At 73.5% G+C, this 15,649-nt stretch carries 16 protein-coding genes; 6 read left to right on the forward strand and 10 right to left on the reverse strand.

The annotated features are described in order from the left end of the window. Positions 1 to 83: 83 nt before the first annotated feature. The 8 genes from ACF1A5_RS23235 to ACF1A5_RS23270 all read right to left on the reverse strand — a co-directional run bounded on the left by ACF1A5_RS23235 (position 84) and on the right by ACF1A5_RS23270 (position 6,864). Positions 84 to 752, reverse strand: coding sequence for an ABC transporter permease (locus ACF1A5_RS23235; RefSeq protein ID WP_392194773.1), 669 nt, complete (start codon positions 750 to 752; stop codon positions 84 to 86). Continuing rightward, complete coding sequence (locus tag ACF1A5_RS23240) at positions 749 to 1,465, reverse strand: ABC transporter permease (RefSeq protein WP_392194774.1); 717 nt, start codon at positions 1,463 to 1,465, stop codon at positions 749 to 751. The genes ACF1A5_RS23235 and ACF1A5_RS23240 overlap by 4 nt, the downstream gene beginning before the upstream one ends. After that, on the reverse strand, positions 1,462 to 2,628 hold the full coding sequence (locus tag ACF1A5_RS23245; RefSeq protein ID WP_392194775.1) for an ABC transporter ATP-binding protein: 1,167 nt from the start codon (positions 2,626 to 2,628) through the stop codon (positions 1,462 to 1,464). Before ACF1A5_RS23245 ends, ACF1A5_RS23240 begins: the two co-directional genes overlap by 4 nt. Before the next feature lie 152 nt (positions 2,629 to 2,780). After that, positions 2,781 to 3,149: a DUF6479 family protein gene (locus tag ACF1A5_RS23250; protein WP_392194776.1), complete on the reverse strand. Its 369-nt coding sequence runs from the start codon at positions 3,147 to 3,149 to the stop codon at positions 2,781 to 2,783. A 130-nt stretch (positions 3,150 to 3,279) separates the two neighbouring features. After that, a complete protein-coding gene (gene msrB / locus ACF1A5_RS23255) occupies positions 3,280 to 3,687 on the reverse strand; it encodes a peptide-methionine (R)-S-oxide reductase MsrB (RefSeq protein ID WP_392194777.1) in 408 nt (135 codons plus the stop codon). 14 nt (positions 3,688 to 3,701) lie between these two features. Next, entirely contained in the window at positions 3,702 to 5,090 is a 1,389-nt protein-coding gene (murC, locus tag ACF1A5_RS23260) for a UDP-N-acetylmuramate--L-alanine ligase (protein WP_392194778.1), read from the reverse strand. Between the two features lie 74 nt (positions 5,091 to 5,164). Continuing rightward, positions 5,165 to 5,638 carry an indole-3-glycerol phosphate synthase gene (locus ACF1A5_RS23265; RefSeq protein ID WP_392194779.1) on the reverse strand — a complete coding sequence of 158 codons (474 nt, stop codon included), beginning with the start codon at positions 5,636 to 5,638 and terminating at the stop codon, positions 5,165 to 5,167. Between the two features lie 398 nt (positions 5,639 to 6,036). Next, positions 6,037 to 6,864, reverse strand: a complete 828-nt coding sequence (locus tag ACF1A5_RS23270) for a pyrimidine reductase family protein (protein ID WP_392194780.1) — start codon at positions 6,862 to 6,864, stop codon at positions 6,037 to 6,039. A 37-nt stretch (positions 6,865 to 6,901) separates the two neighbouring features. Here ACF1A5_RS23270 and zapE point away from each other — a divergent pair, with 37 nt between their 5' ends. From zapE to ACF1A5_RS23300, 6 genes are all read left to right on the forward strand, one after another. Beyond that, entirely contained in the window at positions 6,902 to 8,017 is a 1,116-nt protein-coding gene (zapE, locus tag ACF1A5_RS23275; protein WP_392194781.1) for a cell division protein ZapE, read from the forward strand. Between the two features lie 205 nt (positions 8,018 to 8,222). After that, positions 8,223 to 8,621 (forward strand): hypothetical protein, encoded by a 399-nt coding sequence (locus ACF1A5_RS23280; RefSeq protein WP_392194782.1) that lies wholly within the window; start codon positions 8,223 to 8,225, stop codon positions 8,619 to 8,621. A gap of 349 nt (positions 8,622 to 8,970) precedes the next feature. Continuing rightward, complete coding sequence (locus ACF1A5_RS23285; RefSeq protein WP_392194783.1) at positions 8,971 to 9,549, forward strand: carbonic anhydrase; 579 nt, start codon at positions 8,971 to 8,973, stop codon at positions 9,547 to 9,549. Between the two features lie 8 nt (positions 9,550 to 9,557). Then, entirely contained in the window at positions 9,558 to 11,048 is a 1,491-nt protein-coding gene (locus ACF1A5_RS23290) for a SulP family inorganic anion transporter (protein ID WP_392194784.1), read from the forward strand. A gap of 115 nt (positions 11,049 to 11,163) precedes the next feature. Next, positions 11,164 to 12,093, forward strand: coding sequence for a slipin family protein (locus ACF1A5_RS23295; protein ID WP_392194785.1), 930 nt, complete (start codon positions 11,164 to 11,166; stop codon positions 12,091 to 12,093). 105 nt (positions 12,094 to 12,198) lie between these two features. Then, the gene (locus ACF1A5_RS23300) at positions 12,199 to 12,750 is read left to right on the forward strand and encodes a YbhB/YbcL family Raf kinase inhibitor-like protein (RefSeq protein WP_392194786.1); all 552 of its coding nucleotides are present in this window, start codon (positions 12,199 to 12,201) and stop codon (positions 12,748 to 12,750) included. Between the two features lie 89 nt (positions 12,751 to 12,839). Here the strand turns inward: ACF1A5_RS23300 and ACF1A5_RS23305 are convergent, their stop codons facing one another. Next, positions 12,840 to 15,173: a caspase family protein gene (locus tag ACF1A5_RS23305; RefSeq protein ID WP_392194787.1), complete on the reverse strand. Its 2,334-nt coding sequence runs from the start codon at positions 15,171 to 15,173 to the stop codon at positions 12,840 to 12,842. Positions 15,174 to 15,175: 2 nt separating this feature from the next. After that, the gene (locus ACF1A5_RS23310; protein ID WP_392194788.1) at positions 15,176 to 15,562 is read right to left on the reverse strand and encodes a hypothetical protein; all 387 of its coding nucleotides are present in this window, start codon (positions 15,560 to 15,562) and stop codon (positions 15,176 to 15,178) included. Positions 15,563 to 15,649 lie beyond the last annotated feature (87 nt).

The raw sequence follows: 15,649 nt of genomic DNA on the forward strand, positions 1-15,649 counted from the left end.
TCGGTCAGTCAAGTGCGGCCAGGTCACCGATCGGCCTCGATGGACGGCCTCCACCGGGGGGAGGCCGGGTGCCGGCCCTCGGGTCAGCCGCTGCGGCGCACCCCGGGCGACACCGCCCAGCGCGCCACCGCCCAGAACAGCGCGAGCGTGGCCAGCGCCAGCACGGCGACCAGCGCGGCGCCGCCGACGACCTTCTCGTAGTCGCGCTGGTAGAGGCCGTCGACGATGTAGCGGCCGAGGCCGCCGAGGCTGACGTAGGCGGCGATGGTGGCCGTGGAGACGATCTGGATGGCCGCCGAGCACAGGCCGCTCAGGATCAGCGGGAGCGCGACGGGCAGTTCGACGTGGAGGAGGACGCGGGACTCCCCCATCCCCATGCCCCGCGCGGCGTCCACCGGCGAGGGGTCGACGGACCGCAGCGCCTCGTACGTGGTCACGAGGATCGGCGGTACGGCGAGCACGACCAGCGGGATCATCACCGGCACCAGACCCAGTCCGAGCACGATGAACATCAGCACCAGCAGGCCGAAGCTGGGCAGCGCCCGCCCGGCGGTGGCGATCAGGGCGAGGGCGTTGCCGCCGCGCCCGTAGTGGCCGGTGACCAGGCCGACCGGGAGTCCGATGAGGGCGGCGAGCGCGAGGGCGATGAGGGAGTACCGGATGTGCTCCCCGACGCGCGTGGGGATGCCGTCGTAGCCGTGCCAGTGGGCGCTGTCGCCGAAGAAGGCGTTGACGAAGTGCAGTACGTTCACCGGGCGGCGTCCTCCAGGGCGGGCGCGGCCGCTTCGGGCCGGGCCTGGGCGGTCCGCGGGGTGCGGCGGCCGGTGCCGCGCGGCATCCAGGGGGTCAGCGCGAGGCGCAGGAGGACCAGCGCGGCGTCGGCGAGGACGGCCAGGGCGGCGGTGGTGACCACGGAGTTCACCGCAAGCTCGGGCCGGTGGTAGATGTTGGCGTCGTGCAGCAGGTTGCCGAGCGCGCCCTGGTTGCCGATCAGCATCCCGACGCTGACGAGGCTGATGCTGGAGACGGTCGCCACGCGCAGCCCGGCGATGATCGCGGGTGCGGCGATCGGCAACTGCACCTGGACATAACGCCGTACGGGCCCGAGGCCCATGGCGGTGGCCGCGGCGAGCGTCTCCCGCGGCACCGAGCGGACCCCCTCGACGATCGCCGGGACGAGCACGACGAGGCTGTACACGGCGAGCGGGATCATCACGGTGACCTCGGTCTGGCCGGTGTAGTCGATGAGGACGACGAAGAAGGCCAGCGAGGGGATCGCGTACAGCACGGTCGTCACGCCCAGAACGGGCGGGTACAGCCAGCGGAACCGCACGCACAGCTGCGCGAGCGGCAGAGCGGCCAGCAGGCCCGCGAGCACCGGCAGCAGGGCCTCGCGCAGGTGCAGGCCGATCAGGCCGAGCCAGCTGTGCTGGAGGTCGCTCGGGATGTCGAAGAAGCGGTTCATCGGGCGGCCTCGGCGTCGGCACGGGTGTCGGCCTCGGCGTCGGCCCGGGCGCCGGCGCGGCCCTGGGCGTGGGCGCTGCGGATCGCCTCGCCGATGGCCGCCTGCGAGACGACGCCGGCCACCCGGCCGGTGCCGTCCACGGCGACCGCCCAGCCGGTCGGCGACAGCACGGCGCCGTCGAGCGCGGCACGCAGCGAGTCCCTGCCGTGCACGAAGGGCCGCCCGTACGGCAGGAGCCGGGCGGGATCCACGTCCCCGGCGGTCAGCGCGGCGGGCTCGCTCCAGCCGAGCGGCCTGCCCTCCGCGTCCGTGACGAGCAGGTAGGGCGCGTCCGTCGAGGCGCGGGCGGCGATCTGCTCCGCGGTGGAGTCCACCGCGACGACCGGGGCCGTCGTCAGCTCCAGTTCCGCGGAGGCGAAGAAGGACAGGCGGCGGATGCCGCGGTCGGTGCCGAGGAAGTCCTCGACGAAGGCGTCCGCGGGCGCGGACAGCAGTTCGGCGGGCGGCGCGAACTGGGCGAGCCTGCCGCCGGTGCGCAGCACCGCGACCATGGTGCCCAGCTTGATCGCCTCGTCGATGTCGTGGGTGACGAAGACGATCGTCTTGCCCAGCTCGGCCTGGATGCGGAGCAGCTCGTCCTGAAGTCCCTTGCGCACCACCGGGTCGACGGCGGAGAACGGCTCGTCCATCAGCAGGACCGGCGGGTCCGCGGCGAGCGCCCGCGCCACGCCGACGCGCTGCTGCTGGCCCCCAGAGAGCTGGTACGGATAGCGTTTGGCGAGCGCGGAGTCGAGCCCGACCCGCTCCATCAGCTCCGCCGCCCGGGCGCGGGCCCGCTGTCTGCCCCAGCCGAGCAGGCGGGGGACGGTCGCGATGTTGTCGACGATGGTGCGGTGCGGGAAGAGGCCCGCGTTCTGGATGACGTAGCCCATGGACCGGCGCAGGGTGTTGACGGGCTGCTTCCTGATGTCGGCGCCGTCGAGCAGGATGGCGCCCTCGGTGGGCTCCACCATCCGGTTGATCATGCGCAGGGTCGTGGTCTTGCCGCAGCCGGACGGGCCGACGAGGACGGTGATGGCGCGGTCCGGGATCTCCAGCGAGAGCCGGTCGACCGCCACCGTGCCGTCCGGATACCGCTTGGTGACTGAATCTATCCGTATCAAAACGCCGAGTGCCCTTCGGGTCTGGCGGGATTTCCCCGCTCTCGCCCACGGTCGCGCGGGCCGTGCCCGGAGAGTCTAGACGTCCGAGGTGGCGGGCCCTCGGCGACCCGCGGCCCGGCGTCGAACAGAACACCGGGCCGGGCGTACGGCCGTCAGTGGGCCCCGGGGCCTCCGCTGCCGAAGGACCCGCTGCCGCCCGGGCTCCAGCGGTGCCGGTGCTGGTCGTGGCTGCGCCGGGTGCCCGCGGCGTGGATCTCGTAGGGCATGAGCCGTTCCCCGTCGTCGCAGTGCACCTCGTCCGGCTCCCTCAGCTCCCGGATCTCGTGGACCGCCCCGGTGACCGGCAGATGCGGCTGTTGGGCCTCGCTGGGCCGGTCGGGCTCCCTGAGCATCACCCTGATGCCCAGCCAGACCGCCCACACCAGTCCCCCGACCACGACGAGCAGCCCGAGGACGAAGGCCGTGACCACCGCCCAGGAGTGCGGCGACGCGGCCAGTACGACGTAGGAAGCTGTGACCATGTTTTTCCCACCCGCCTCCGCCGAGGAAAGTGAAGAGTGCCGGTGACGCGCAGAACGTCACCTGTGTCACACAGTGTCCCACCGTCCCGGTCCGCCGCAAAGCGCGGAGCCGCCCGGGCCGGGCACCGGCCTACTCGCCGGCCGGCGCCAGCCGCAGCGCGATGCTGTTGATGCAGTACCGCTGGTCGGTCGGGGTGGGGTACCCCTCCCCCTCGAACACGTGCCCGAGATGCGATCCGCAGCGGGCGCACCTGACCTCGGTGCGCACCATTCCGTGCGAGTGGTCCGCCACCAGCTCCACGGCGTCGGTGTCCTTCGGGTCGTAGAAGGACGGCCAGCCGCAGTGGGACGCGAACTTGGTGGTGGAGGTGAACAGTTCGGCGCCGCAGGCCCTGCAGGAGTAGACGCCCTCGGTCTTGGTGTCGGTGTACTCACCCACGAAGGCGGGCTCCGTGCCGGCCTGGCGCAGCACGGCGTACTCGGCCGGGGTCAGCTCGGCCCGCCACTGCTCGTCCGGCTTCTCGACGTCGTACGGCATTCGCCCTCAGCCCCTCACTTCGACAGACGGTCAAGGATGCGCGGCCCGAGGTCGGTGACGTCGCCCGCCCCCATGGTGAGAACGAGATCGCCGGGCTTGGCCATTCCCGCGATCACGTCCGGCACCTCGGCCTTGTCGTGCACCGCCGTCACGTCGGCGTCCGCGGCCCGGGCGGCTGCGATGATCAGCTCACTGGTGACACCGGGGATCGGGTCCTCGCGGGCCGGGTAGATGTCGAGGACGACGGAGGCGTCCGCGAGGGCCAGTGCCTCGCCCATCTCCTTGCCGAGCTCCTGGGTGCGGGAGAACAGGTGCGGCTGGAAGACCACGTGGATGCGGGCGTCGCCGACCGCCGCCCGCATCGCCTCCAGGTCGGCCGTCATCTCGGTGGGGTGGTGGGCGTAGGAGTCGATCACCTGGACGCCGGCCGCCTCGCCCTTGAGCTGGAGGCGCCGCTTGACCCCGGTGTACGCGGCCAGCGCCGGAGCCAGATCCGCGGCAGGGACGCCGAGGGCGGCGCCCGCGGCGAGCGCGGCGACGGCGTTGTGCGCGTAGTGGCGGCCCGGGACGGAGACGGTGAACGTGAGCTCGGCGCCGTCCAGCAGGACGGTGACCTCGCTCTTCAGGCCCTGCGGCACGACGGACAGGATCCGCACGTCGGCGTCCGGCGCCTCGCCGTACGTCACCGTGCGCACCGCACCGGCCAGCCGCCGGGTGAGTTCGCGCGCGCCCTCGTGGTCGGAGGTGATCACCAGCGTGCCGCCGGGCACGATCCTTCCGGCGAAGGTCTCGAACGACTCGTAGATCTCGTCCATCGAGGCGTAGTTCGCGTGGTGGTCGAGCTCGACGTTGAGGACGATGGCGACCTCGGGGGCGTACTTGTGGAAGCTGCGGTCCGATTCGTCGGCCTCGGCGACGAAGATCTCGCCCTCGCCGTGCAGCGCGTTGGAACCGGGGGCGTCGAGGTCGCCGCCGATGGCGTACGACGGCCGCAGGCCCAGCTCGCTGAGCGAGACCGCCAGCATGGAGGTGGTGGTGGTCTTGCCGTGGGTGCCGGCCACCGCGATCGGGCGCAGGCCCGTCATCAGCGCGGCGAGCGCGTCGGACCGGTGGACCACCGGGATGCCCAGCTCGGCGGCGCGGGCCAGCTCCGGGTTGTCCTCGCGGATCGCCGAGGAGACGACCACGCAGCTGGCGTCGTCGGCGAGGTGCTCGCGGGCGTGCCCGATGTGCACTCGCGCCCCGAGCGCCCGCAGCGCCTCGGCCGTCGCCGACTCCTTGGCGTCGCTGCCCGTCACCTTCGCCCCGCGCTGGGCGAGGATCTTCGCGATGCCCGACATTCCGGCGCCGCCGATGCCGATGAAGTGCGGTCGGTCCATGGCGGTAGGAAGGCCGGGTGCCATGCGCGTTTCTCCCCAGGTGGTACGACGAGCGGTACGACGACGGTCGCGCCCTCCGGCGGAGGGCGCGACCAAGACTATGCCTTGCTGTGCGAGAACAGTTTCAGCACCGGCACTCCCACCTTGTGGCGAGCCCGTGAGGCCCAGTCGCGGTGGAAGAACTCCTCCACGTAGTGCGGGTCGGTCAGGACGATCACCTCGTCGGCCCCGGTCTCGCCGACCAGGCCCTTCAGGGCGTCCAGGGGGTGGTCCTCGACCAGCCGGCCCTCGGCCTCGCTGCCGGCCGCGCGCAGGGCCTTCAGGGACACCTCCAGGGCCTGCTGACCGGCGCTCTTGGCCTCCTCGCCCTCCGGGACCTCACGCTCGCGCGCCGCCTCGTCGAGTTCGCCGAGCGCGATGTCGTCGATGGCCCGCAGCAGGCGGTCCGCCTGGTCGCCGCGCGGCTGGAGCAGCACGTGGAAGGCGACCGGCTCCTCCCCGTGAAGGGTGGTGACGAACTCCACGTCGGCGGACGTCAGGGCCTTCTCGATCATCAGTACGCTTGTGAACACCAGGCGCCTCTTCTCCTTCGAGGGCCCGCGGACCCTCTCTCCCCGTGGGCCGTCGCGGCCCCTGCGGAAACCATCCTGCCCCGTGATCGCACGGGTACTGCCGGATTTAGTGTGCCCAGCCGCAACAAAGCGGAACGATCCATTCCGCCAATCCCGGGACCAGCGGCGCCCGACTCCGGGACCACCGGCACCCGCGAAGGGGGCCCCACAGCCGCCCCACCGGGGCCCGCCGGCCACCGCGGACGCGCCGCCGGTTCCGTGGCAGTCCGCCGGGTCCGTCGCGGCCCGCCCCGAGCCCCGCCCCGAAGCCCCGCGCGCACGGTTCGCGCGCGCATCGGACGGGCCGCCGCCCGGCAGTGGCCGGACCGCGCGCCCGGGTCGCCGGCTCCGGACGGTGGTCAGGGGCGGAGGTAGCGGGTGAAGAGGAAGCCGTCCTGCTCCAGCAGGGAGGCCAGGGTGAAGCGGCGCGGGACCGGAACCGGGGGGCCGCCCGCGATCCGCTGGGCGTCGCCCGCGGTCAGCATCGGGGAGACGGTCAGGCACAGCTCGTCGAGGACCCCGGCCGCCACCATCTGGCCCAGCAGGCGCGGGCCGCCCTCGGTCAGCAGGCGGGTGTGGCCCAGTCCGGCCAGCTCGGCGACCGCCCGCGCCGGATCGACGCCCGTGCCCTCCCCGGCGGCCACCACCTTCGCGCCCGCCTTCTCGGCCGCCGCGACCCGGTCGGCGGGCGCCGCGGCCCCCGTCAGGACCAGCGTCGGCACCAGCGGCGAGGTGAACAGCGGCAGGGAGAAGTCCAGCTCCAGGCTCGCGGTGACGACCGCGATCGCCGGCGCCGGGCCCTGCCCGGCTGCCGCCCGCGTCGCCGCGAACTCCTCGCGCGCGCGGGCCGGGCGGTACCCCTCCTGGCGTACCGTCTCCGCGCCCACCACGACCACGTCCGCCAGCGCCCGCAGCGTGCCGAAGATCCGCATGTCGGCGGCGCTGGAGATGGGCTGCGAACGGCCCTCGTGCTGGGCGGCGCCGTCGAGCGTGGACACCATGTTGGCCCGCAGCCAGGGCCGCCGTCCCCCGGGGCCGGGCTCCGGGTAGGCGTAGGCGGCGGCCAGCTCGGCGAGGCTCCACTCCCGGTCCGCCGGGACGCCGGGCACGGGCGCACCACCGGCACCGCGGGCCTCTTCCGGGGCCTGGGCTGCTGTTTCGTCGGTCACAGGGAACAGGCGTCGCATGACGTGCAGTGTTCCACGCGGCTTAGCATGGGGAACCGTGTCCTCCTCCACCGCCGCCTCCGGCCGCCTCCGTCCGACAGCCGACGCGGCCCCGCAGTCCCTGTGCGCCCGCGAGCCCCACGTCCCGGCCGACCGCCTGGTCGCCGAGATGGTGCCGCCGCCGCGCTTCGACGCGGTGCGCTTCGCCACGTACATCCCGGACCCGAAGCAGCCGAGCCAGACCGAGGCCGTGGGCGTTCTGGAGGACTTCGCGGCCGGGCTCGGCGGAGCGCACGCCAGCGGCTCCGGCAAGCGCGGCCTCTTCGGTCTCGGCCGGGGCCGGGCCAAGACCGCGAAGGCCCCGGCCGGCCCCCGCGGGGTCTACCTGGACGGCGGCTACGGCGTCGGCAAGACCCACCTGCTGGCCTCCCTGTGGCACGCCGCCCGGGCCGAGCCCGAGCTCAAGGCCTTCGGCACCTTCGTGGAGCTGACCAACCTGGTCGGCGCCCTCGGTTTCCAGAAGACGGTCCAGACCCTCTCCGGCCACCGGCTGCTCTGCATCGACGAGTTCGAACTGGACGACCCGGGCGACACGGTGCTGGTGTCCACCCTGCTCGGCAAGCTCGTCGACGCGGGCGTCGCGCTCGCCGCCACCTCCAACACCCTGCCCGGCAAGCTCGGCGAGGGCCGGTTCGCGGCCGCCGACTTCCTGCGCGAGATCCAGGGCCTGTCCGCCCGCTTCCGCACGCTGCGCATCGACGGCGAGGACTACCGCCACCGCGGTCTGCCCGACGCACCGGCTCCCTACTCCGAGGAGCAGGTGACGAGGACGGCGTACGCCACCGAGGGGGCCTCGCTCGACGACTTCCCGCACCTGCTGGAGCACCTGGCCAAGGTCCACCCCAGCCGGTACGGCGCCCTGACCGACGGGTTGCGGGCCGTGTGCCTGACCGACGTGCGGCCGGTGCCGGACCAGTCGACGGCGCTGCGTCTCGTCGTGCTCGCCGACCGGCTCTACGACCGCGAGGTGCCCGTGCTGGCCTCCGGTCTGCCCTTCGACCGGCTGTTCAGCGAGGAGATGCTGAACGGCGGTTACCGCAAGAAGTACTTCCGCGCGATATCCCGGCTCACCGCGCTCGCCCGGGACGCCAAGGGGCTCGTCGACGGCGACTGACCGTCACCGACGGACCCAATACCCGAGCGGCTCGCACTGATCAAGAGCCGGTTCGCGCCAACACACCCTCACTTTTGAGGCTCTCTTTGCCGCGCCACGCGGAGTTGACCCTGCAAACAACTTTGCACGGCTACCGTGTCTCTTGACCAGTAGTTGACCAACCATTGGTCGGAACCAGAGATGGGAAACGAGCGGAGGGAGGCGCATGTTCCGAGGTAGAACAGCCCGGACCGCGTTCGCCCTCCTCACCGCCGCCCTGCTCGCCCTTCCCGTCTTCGCGGCGACCCCGTCCTTCGCATCCGCGCATACCATCCGTCATCCTGAGGCCAAGACTCCGACCGGAATCACACCCTCCGGCGCGGCGGCGCACCACGAGAGGGCGACGCCCCGTGACTGCGGCCCCGCCGGAAACCCGACCGGCCCCCTGCGCACCCGCGACCGCCAGCGCGTCGCCGACTCCGCTCCCGAGACGCCCGAGCGCCCCGCGCTGAGGGACGTCCCGGCGGCCGCCCACGAGGGGGCCGGACCCGGCGCCGCCCACTCCCGCAGGTCCAGACCCCCGGCCGACCGCACCCCGGCGGCACTCCAGGTCTTCCGCTGCTGACGAGCGCGGCCGATCCCGCCGGACAGCACCACACGCTGCCGGGCACCGCGCCCCGCCTCGCGGCCCGACCCGCGAAGCAGCGCACCGTGCCGAGCGGCACGCCTTGTTGAGCGACACCTCACCTCTCACCTCAGCCGAGCACCTCCGCTCCCACCTCCGCTCTCACCTCGGTCGAGCACCTCGGCCGAGAAGCACCGCCGAGCGGCTCCGCCGAGCACCTCTCACCCTGCCGAGCAGCGAGCAGTCCTGCCGCGCACCGGGCAGTCCTGCCGAGCAGCAGCGCAGTCTCCCCCCACCCGTCGTGCAGACCGGACGCGCCCCCACGGCGCGCCAGGAGGAGTCACCACACATGCAACCCCTCATCGACAACGCCCGTACGTTCGGACAGCGCCCTGAGGAGTTCGCCGGGCTCGCCGAAGGCCAGTCCCCGCAAGTCCTGTTCATCACCTGCTCCGACTCCCGGGTCGTCCCGGCCCTGATCACCGGGGCCCGCCCCGGCGAGCTCTTCGAGCTGCGCACCGCCGGCAACATCGTGCCGCCGCACACCTCAGGGCACCCCACCGGCGAGGCGGCGACCATCGAGTACGCCGTGGAAGTGCTGGGCGTGCGGGACGTCGTCGTCTGCGGCCACTCGCACTGCGGCGCCGTCGGCGCCCTCGTCCGCGGCGACGACCTGGACGCCGTACCCGCCGTACGGGACTGGCTGGCCAACGCCACACCCCGGCCGGAGGGCTCGGCCGAGGACCCGGCCGTCGCCGAGGGCGTGCAGAGCCACGTCCTGACCCAGCTGCTGCGGCTGCGCGCGTACCCCTGCGTCGCCGAGAAGCTGGACAGCGGCCGGCTGACCCTGCACGCCTGGTACTACGAGGTGCACACCGGCGCCGTACTGGCGCACCGCCCGCAGACCGACACCTTCACGGCCCTGTGAGCGGCGCCATGACCAACAGGTTCCCGCATCTGCGGCAGGACTTCGCCGCCTCGCTCGTCGTGTTCCTGGTCGCGCTGCCGCTGTGCGTCGGCGTGGCCGTCGCCTCCGGCGTCCCGGCCGAACTGGGCCTGGTCACCGGCATCGTGGGCGGCATCGTCACCGGACTGCTGCCCGGCAGCAGCCTGCAGGTGTCCGGGCCGGCCGCCGGTCTGACCGTGCTCGTCTTCGAGGCGGTCCGCCAGTTCGGGCTGCCCGCGCTCGGGGTCGTCGTACTGGCCGCCGGCGTGCTCCAGCTGGTCATGGGCGCGCTGAGGTGGGGGCGCTGGTTCCGGGCCATCTCGCTCTCGGTGGTCGAGGGGATGCTGGCCGGCATCGGACTGGTGATCATCGCGGGCCAGCTGTACGCGGCGGCAGGGCTGAAGGCCCCGGCGTCCGGACTCGCCAAGATCGCGGGGCTGCCGGGGGCCGCCGTCGACGCCCTGCGCAGCACCGAGGCGCTCGTCTCGCTCGCGGTCGGCGCCGGCACCGTCGCCGTGCTGGTGCTGTGGCGGCGGATGCCCCGGCGGGTCCGCGCGGTACCGGGCGCACTCACCGCCGTACTGCTGGCCACGGTCGTCTCCCTTGCCCTCGGGCTGCCGGTGGCCACGGTCGAGGTGCGGGGCCTGTTCGGCACGGTCCAGCCGCCCGGCGCCGAGGCCTTCGGCGAGCTGGCCCGTCCGGCGATCTTCGGCACGATCCTCGCCTTCGCGCTCATCGCCTCGGCGGAGAGCCTGTTCAGCGCGGCGGCCGTGGACCGGCTGCACAGCGGCCCGCGCACCCGGTACGACACGGAGCTGATGGCCCAGGGAGCGGGCAACGCGGTGTGCGGGCTGCTCGGCGCACTGCCGATGACCGCCGTGATCGTGCGCAGCTCCGCCAACGTCCAGGCCGGGGCCCGCACCAAGGCATCCCGGGTCCTGCACGGCGTCTGGCTGCTGCTGTTCGCGGCCCTGCTCCCCGCGGCCCTGGCGCTCATACCCCTGCCCGCCCTCGCCGCTGTCCTCGTGCACGCGGGCTGGAAGCTGATCCCGCTCCGCCAGCTGGTGTCGCTGTGGCGCGGGTACCGGGGCGAGGCGCTGATCCTGGTGGTGACGGCCGTGTCCATCGTCGCCGTGAACATGTTCGAGGGGGTGCTGATCGGTCTGGCCCTGTCGGTCGCCAAGACCGCCTGGGAGGCGTCGCACGTGAAGCTGGAGGTCGTCGACAAGGGGGCCGGTCCGGTGCGGGCGCGTCTGGCGGGCAACGCGACCTTCCTGCGGCTGCCGAAGATCCTCGACAGCCTGGAGGCGCTCCCCCAGGACCGCCCCGTGGAGCTGGACCTGTCCGGACTGCACCATCTGGACCACGCCTGCCGTACGGCGCTGGAGAGCTGGGCCGAGCGGCACAGCGCGGCCGGCACCGATCCGGTGAAGGTCACGGCTCCGCGGGCCGCGGCCCCGGCGGAGGCCCCGGCGCCGTGACCGTCCCGCGCGCCGGACCGCGGTCGTGGCCTGGCCTCGACCGCGGTCTCATCCCGGGCATATCGTTTGGAAAAGGCGCAAAAAGCGCCGGAGCGGCTGACGAGAGGTCGTCGTCATGCTTCAGGAATTGGTGGCCATACTGATCACCGCCGGGGTCGCGGGCCTCGTGTACCTCGCGGCAGGCGTACGGATCGTCAAGCAGTACGAGCGTGGGGTGGTGTTCCGGCTCGGCCGGCTGACCGGGGACGCGCGCAAGCCCGGCCTCGCGTTGATCATCCCGTTCGTGGACCGGCTCTACAAGGTCAACATGCAGATCGTCACGCTCCCGATCCCCGCCCAGGAGGGCATCACCCGGGACAACGTGACCGTGCGCGTGGACGCCGTCGTCTACTTCAAGGTGGTCGACGCGCCGAACGCGCTCATCCGGGTCGAGGACTACAAGTTCGCGGTCTCGCAGATGGCCCAGACGTCCCTGCGTTCGATCATCGGCAAGAGCGACCTCGACGACCTGCTGTCCAACCGGGAGAAGCTCAACCAGGGCCTGGAGCTGATGATCGACAGCCCGGCCGTCGGGTGGGGCGTGCAGATCGACCGGGTCGAGATCAAGGACGTGTCCCTGCCGGACACGATGAAGCGGTCCATGGCCCGGCAGGCGGAGGCCGACCGGGAGCGCCGGGCCCGGATCATCAACGCGGACGCCGAGCTCCAGGCCTCGAAGAAGCTGGCGGAGGCGGCCCAGCAGATGGCGAAGACGCCCTCCGCGCTCCAGCTGCGGCTGCTGCAGACGATCGTGGCGGTGGCCGCCGAGAAGAACTCCACGCTCGTCCTGCCCTTCCCGGTCGAGCTGCTGCGCTTCCTGGAGCGCGCCCAGCAGCCGGAACAGGACCAGGCGCAAACGGCCGGTCAGGACGCCACGGCCGACGGCGGCACCCTCCGTACGGCTGCGGGGCCCCCGGGCATCGAACCGTCCCTCGCCCCGACCCAGCCGACGCCGTCCGCCCCGCTCCCGCGGGACGTCCGGCCGGCGCCGACGAGCACGCCGTAGGCCGGGCGGGAAGCCGACGGGAGGGGCCGGCCGGGACGTCGGCGCGGCCCCTCCCGGTGCCGGTGTGGCTGGCGGGGCCGTCGCGGCGGCGCTAGCGTGCCCGGCATGCGCAGCAGGCTCGTGGTCTTCGCCGCGGTGGCGGCCCTGGGGCTCGTCTCGTCGTGCGGGGACGACAAAGGCGGCTCGGGCGTGCCCACGCCCACGGCCGAGCGGCGGATCGCCGTGGCGAGCCCGGCGTTCGGTGACGGCGGCACCATCCCCCGCCCCTACACGTGCGACGGCGAGGACGTCTCCCCGCCGCTGACCTTCACCGGTGTCCCCGCGCACACGACCGGCCTGGTCCTGCTGCTCGAGGACCCCGACGCGGCGCGCGGTCCCTTCACGCACTGGCTGATGTGGGACATCGACCCGCACACCACGGTGGTGCCCGCCGGCCGGACGCCACCGGGAGCCACGCAGGGCCGCAACAGCTTCACGAAGGCCGGTTACAGCGGCCCCTGCCCGCCCGTGGGCAAGCCGCACCGCTACGTCTTCACGGTGTACGCCACCGACCGGCGGCTCGGCCTCGCCACCGACGCCACGGCCGACGACATACGCCGGGCCGTGAACGGCCATGCGCTGGCCGTCGGATCGCTGACCGGGCGCTACGGCCGCTGACCCCGCCGGCTCCGTACCGTTCCGCAGGGGCACGCCGCCCGGCCGGGTGCCATGTGCGCGCCGGACGGTCACCCGGCAGGCCGGCCGGGTCAGTCGAGGGCGGCGTGGACGACCAGGTACGCGATGCCCAGGAGGATCCCGAGGGCGAGGGCCGGTATGGCCAGCAGTTTGGCCGTCCACGCCAGGCTCTTGGTCGCGCTGGTCGACGCCATGGAGTACCGGCCGGGGCGGGCGGCGACGTCGTACGCCCCGACGGCGCCGCAGATCAGCGCCGCCAGCCCCGTGAGCAGCGCGGTGGTCAGCGACGGCAGCAGCGGGGTGCCGCGGACGTGGTCGACGAGGTGGCTTCCGTGGGCGTGGGTCCAGTTCACCACCGCCGGCACCGCGGTGACGGCTGCCACGACGAGGGTCGTCACGGACGTCAGGGCGAGCACCAGGGCCGCGGCGGCGAGTGCGGGCGCGCGCCGGGCCGAGCGGCTCGTCGGGCTCCGGGGCGGGGTCCCGTCGGTGGCCGCCGGTGCCGTCCCCGGCGGGGGCGGGGGCGGTGCCGGAGACGGCCGCTCCGGGGCGGACGCCTTGGACGGCGGGCGTTTCGCGGCGAGTCCGGGGGTGCGGGAGGCCAGGACGGTGTCCCGGGAATCCGGCGCGGCCGGTCGCGGGCGCGGCCGGCTCCCGTGGTCGGGCGGTCCGGAGGGACGGCCCGCTCGACCGGTGGATTCGGCGCCGGGCGTCTCGTGGCGGGGCGGGGACACCGGGGCCGCCGCGGTCGGTGTCGGTCGCGACGGCGCCTGGGGCGAGGTGATCCGCGCCGCGACCGGCCGGTGGTGGGACGGGCCGCCGGCAGCGCCGTCGTCCCGCCCGGGTGACGGCTCCTCGCCGTCCCGTCCGGAAGCCGCGTGCTCGGGAGCCGTGGGCTCGGGGGCCGTGGGCTCGGGAGCCGTGGGCTCGGGAGCCGTGGGCTCGGGAGCCGTGGGCTCGGGAGCCGCGTGCTCGGGGGCCGTGGGCTCGGGAGCCGTGGGCTCGGGAGCCGTGGGCTCGGGAGCCGCGTGCTCGGGAGCCGCGTGCTCGGGAGCCGCGTGCTCGGGAGCCGCGTGCTCGGGAGCCGTGCGTCCGGGGACCGCGGGTCCAGGGGCCGACCGCTCCGGCGTGGGCCGTTCGGGGGCCGGGGCGATCTCGACCTCCGTGTGCAGCCTGGCGTCCCCGGCGACACCCTTGAGCACGATGTCGCCGCTCCGGTGCCCCGGCGTCGAGGTGTCGACCCGGACCTCCAGACCCTCGGCGGACTCCTCGATCCGCAGCCAGTCGCCCGGCGCCTGCGGCTCGCAGCAGCGGGCCAGGGGCGGACCCTGGAGGCGCACGGACAGCGTCGGGGCGGGCGCGTCCTGGGGCACCCGGCCGAATTCCAGGCGCGCCGGGGACGGCCGGACGGCGACCTCGCGCAGGGCCCGGCTCGCCACGTCCGCGACCGACTGGATGTCGTTCTGCGCCACGTCCGCCAAGGCCCGCCGCGCTCCTTCCGCGATGGAGAGGTCGTCGTTCTCCATGCGGAGGTTCAGCTCCGCCACCGCGCCGAGGCGGGTGTACATCACCTTGCTGCGCATGGCGGTGCGCAGGGCGGCCGGAATGGGGGTGGGGTCGATCGTGCAGCGGCAGCGGCGCCGGCTCTGCGCCACACGCATGTCGCCCTGGAGTTCGGAGGTGCAGCTCGGGGTCTGGTTCGGGTTCTGCTCCCGGACGTGGTCGTAGACGTAGTCGTAGAGCTCGTTGAGGGAGACCCAGCCGTCGCCGTCGCGGTCGGCCTCGCCGCTCTCCAGGCCCTGCACCACGGCGTGGGTGAACACCGAGGGCCGCGGGCCGGTGTTCTCGGCGAGTTCGCTGCCCTCGAAGGCGTACTCCATGGAGTTGGACGCGGTGATGACGGCCCAGCCCCGTCCGCCGCCGAGCCTGGCACCCGCGAAGGACTCCAGGACGTTCACGTCGTGCGCGGCGCGCACCGCGGACGCGCTCCGGGAAAAGGCGCCGCCGTAGCAGCAGTCGAGGAACAGCACGGTCGTGTGGGCCCGGGTGCGGAACATGCAGTGGCGGACGAACTGGGCGGCGACCGCGGTGGAGCCGAGAAGCCGCGGATCGGTGTCGCCGGCCGCGAAGTACAGTTCGCCGGATTCGCTCTTGAGACCGTGGCAGGAGAAATGCAGCAGGAGCGTGTCGCCCGGTCGGCCGTCGGAGAAGAAAGCCTCTACGCGCCGCTCTATGACATGGGCCGGTTCGTTTTTCACGACGTCCACCGCGAAGTCGCCGATCTGCGGATCGTGCAGCACGTCGGCGAGCGCGACGGCGTCCTGGGCCGGCGCCCTCAGCCTGCTGAGCCCGGGGTCCTGGTAGCTGTCGTTGGCGACGATCAGCGCGCGCCGCGATGCGCCCATGGCTATGTCCCCACGGCGGAGTGGCGGCGGACGAACAGGTCGAACGCCTCCGTCACCTGTTCCGGCGTCGCCTCGGAGATCTCCAGCACGTCGTCGTCCATGGTCAGGCGCAACGAGGGGCGGCTGTCGCGGCACCGGCCCCACCAGTCGCGCACCACGTCCACGACCTGGTTGAGCGCGGTGACGGAGCCGCCGAGGCTCACCAGCAGGGCGCCGATCTGGGTGACGTCCACCGCGCGGGCGCCGGGCGGCGCCTCGCCCCCGGGAAGGGGTGCCACGTCGTCCACGTCGGTCTGGAGCAGTTCCGCGCGGAGATAACCGGTCAGCGTCTCCACGCGCTCCGCTTCGGCGCCCTCCTCGGAAAGGAGGATCTGCAGCTGCTTTTCCACCGGCTCAGCCCCTTTGTTCTGCTCGTCGGGGCGGCGCAGAGTCGGACCACGGATGACTCTACGTCATGTTTCTCCAAGTCTCGCCCG

The sequence above is a fragment of the Streptomyces sp. NPDC014864 genome (assembly GCF_043081525.1).
Classification (GTDB): Bacteria; Actinomycetota; Actinomycetes; order Streptomycetales; family Streptomycetaceae; genus Streptomyces.